3 protein-coding genes are annotated in these 3,062 nt (G+C 73.3%); all 3 read right to left on the bottom strand.

The genetic code is table 11. The features are described from left to right. Positions 1-87 precede the first annotated feature (87 nt). Positions 88-1,005, bottom strand: a complete 918-nt coding sequence (locus CCN35_RS24475) for an inositol monophosphatase family protein (RefSeq protein ID WP_086794376.1) — start codon at positions 1,003-1,005, stop codon at positions 88-90. 224 nt (positions 1,006-1,229) lie between these two features. Further along, positions 1,230-2,366: a 2,3-diaminopropionate biosynthesis protein SbnB gene (sbnB, locus tag CCN35_RS24470; RefSeq protein ID WP_245863410.1), complete on the bottom strand. Its 1,137-nt coding sequence runs from the start codon at positions 2,364-2,366 to the stop codon at positions 1,230-1,232. Continuing rightward, the coding region (locus tag CCN35_RS24465; RefSeq protein ID WP_107501093.1) for a TauD/TfdA family dioxygenase at positions 2,363-3,062 on the bottom strand (700 nt) is incomplete at its 5' end. The genes sbnB and CCN35_RS24465, both read right to left, overlap by 4 nt.

The following is a 3,062-nucleotide window of genomic DNA, read 5'->3' as shown; positions in this document are numbered from 1 at the left end:
CGCGGAAGGGCCGCGGGAAGGACACGGGAGGGACGCGGACGCGGGAGGGGCGCGAAGGCCGAAGGCTCCGGCGTCCGGCGGCCCGGCTCAGGAGGCCGGGGCCGGATCTCCCGTCCCGGGGTGCGGGCCGGGGCCCGCCGTGCCGGACAGCAGCCCGGCCACCTTCCGCGCCGTCGCCGCGTCCCGGGCCGCCGTGAACGGCAGGGGGTTGCCGCCCGTGATGCGGAACGGGTCGCCGGTCAGGGTCAGCTGGGCGCCGCCGGCCTCCTCGACCAGCAGCAGGCCCGCCGCGTGGTCCCAGGCCGCCTCCCAGGAGAAGGCGGTGGCGTCCACCTCACCGCGGGCGACGGCGAGATACTCCAGGCCGGCCGAGCCGCAGGAACGCGGGGCGACACCGTCGGTCCACAGGCCGAGCAGGGCACGCTTCTGCTCGTCGGTCGTGAAGTCCGGGTGGGAGACGGCGACTTCGAGGGGACGGTCCGGCTCGGGGGCACCGGAGCGCAGGGGCGTGCCGTCGAGGAAGGCGCCCTGGCCCCGTACCGCGGTGGCGAGTTGGTCGCGCGCCGGTGCATAGGTCCAGGAGGCCAGGACGACTCCCCGGTGGGCGAGTGCGACCAGGGTGCAGAAGCCGGGGTCGCCGTGCACGAACTGCCGTGTGCCGTCCACGGGGTCGATGATCCAGACGGGGGCTTCTCCCTGAAGTGCCTCGTAGACCAGCGGGTTGGCGTGCACCGCCTCCTCGCCGACCACGACGGAGCCGGGCAGCAGGGCGCCGAGCGCGTCGGTGAGGTGCCGCTCGGCCAGCCGGTCGGCGTCCGTCACCAGGTCGTGCGGCCCGGACTTCTGGTCCACCTCGTGCTCCGCCAGCCTGCGGAAACGGGGCATGATCTCGACCGCGGCCGCCTTGCGGATCTCCTCCTCCACATCGGCCGCGTGACGCCCGAGGAACTCTTCCGCCAGTCTTTCGTCCAAAGAGGACCTCCAGGTCTCCGTCTCTTCGATCATGCCTCCATGAGAACACGCTTCGATGACATTCCCTGCCGGGACGGTGCACTCCAGGGAGAATCGACGTGAACGGACCCGGACGCAGCACGCCCCGCCGGCCGGCGGCCGCCTCCTCCCGGCGTCCCGCGGGGCCCGCGGCCTGCGACCGGGTGCCGTCCGCCGCCTCCGGCCGGCGCGTCGTCCGTCCGCCGCAGCCGCTCCCCCGGCTCCTCCGGGGCATCTGCTCACCCATGGCGTCGCAGCTCGTGGAAGAAGTCCTCGACGACGTGCAGCCGTCCGGCGCCGGCCACCTCGTCGTACACGTACTTGCCCACGGCGAGGTCGAGCACTCCGAGGCCGAAGGGGGAGAACACCACGGGCCGGTCGTCCGGCAGCGACACCCGGCCGGCCATGACGTCGTCCAGCGTTCCGGTGAGGAAGTCCCGGTTGCCGGTGAGCCGTTCGGTCAGGTGCGGTGAGGTGTCGGCCCTGAGACAGTGGTCGACGTCGTCGACGACGTTCGCCGAGGCGAGCAGGACCTCGGGGGCGAGGTCGCGCAGCGACACGTGCAGCACCAGGGGGTTGTGGCCGAACCAGGCCGGGTCCATGACATGGGGTCGTGCGGCGACGGTGGCGAAGACGACCAGGTCGCTGGAGCGGATCAGCTGCTCGGGGCCGGTGTGCACGGTGATCCGGCCCGTGGCGGTCCCCCGCAGAAAGGCGCGGAAACCGGCCGCGCTGTCGGCGGACAGGTCGTGCACGCCGATGTGGTCGAAGGACCAGCCGGTCGCGGTCAGATAGGTGTGGACGTACCGGGCGATCAGGCCCGTTCCGAAGAATCCGATGCGGGTGGGGCGCCGGCGGTGGCGGCTGAGCCGGCCGGCCGCCGACGCGGCCATCGCGGCCGTCCTGCTCGCGCTGATGACGGAGCCTTCCAGGCAGGCGAACGGGTAGCCGGTGTCGTGGTCGTTGAGGATGAGGACGGCCGAGGCTCGCGCGATGCCGGCCTGCACATTGCCGGGGAAGCTGGAGATCCACTTCACTCCGTCCACCCGCGTGCGGCCGCCGATCGAGGCGGGCAGTGCGATGATCCGCGCCGTGGGCCGGTCGGGGAAGCGCAGGAAGTACGACGGCGGGTTGACCGAGTCCCCGGCGGCGTGCAGCCGGTAGGTGGCCTCGACGAGGTCCACGATCTGCCGTTCCCGGCCCCGCAGGACCTGCTGGACCTGGGCGCCGGGGACCACCGCGAACGGCGGCACGGCGACCGGCGACGGTGCGGTGCCCGGCTCGGGCCCCTCAAACGCCCCGGGCGCCCCGGGTGCCTCCGGCTCCTCGGACGTCGCGGTCCTCATGGCGGGGGTGTCGAAACGGTGGAGGGTCATCGGACGCTCCCCTCGAGGGCCGGTGCGCAGACGGACGGGGGCAGCGGCTCGGCCATGGCGACGACCACGTCGCGCGGCGGCTCGAAGGGCTCCCGGTCGTGGGCCGTGCGGACGTTGTCCACGAGCATCAGGTCCCCCGCCCGCCACGGCTCGCGCACGGTGTGGCGCTCGTACACCGTGTTGATCAGCTGGACGACGTCCTCGCCGATCGGGTCGCCGTTCCCGAAGCGGGTGGTGAAGGGAAGCCCGTCGGGGCCGTAGAGGTCGACGAGGTACTCCCGTACCTCCGGGGGCATGGTCCACTCGTTCAGGAACGCGATCTGGTTGAACCAGCAGCGCCGGCCGGTGACCGGGTGACGCACCACGGCACGACGGTGCTGGCGGGTGCGCAGGCCCCCGTCGGGCTGCCAGTGGAAGTCGATCGCGTGGGTGCGGCAGTAGTCCTCGGCGGCGGCCGGGTCGCCGGTGCCGAACGCCTCCTCCCAGGAGGCCCCTATCTCGTCGTGGTACGTCCGTGTGAGCAGCCAGCCCTCCTCCTCGAACCGCCGCACCAGGCGGGGCGGGAGCGCGTCCAGGACGGCGGAGGCGTCGGCGAGGGCGGTGGCCCCGCCGGTGCGGGGCGGTGTCAGGCAGGCCAGGAGCAGCAGGCCGGGCGGTGCGTGGGTGTAGCTGAGTTCGTGGTGCATGCACATGGGC

This window comes from Streptomyces thermovulgaris, assembly GCF_002155915.1.
GTDB classification, from domain to species: domain Bacteria; phylum Actinomycetota; class Actinomycetes; order Streptomycetales; family Streptomycetaceae; genus Streptomyces; species Streptomyces thermovulgaris.
The sequence above is the reverse complement of the archived record's forward strand: the minus strand, read 5'-3'. Positions and strand labels throughout refer to the sequence as shown.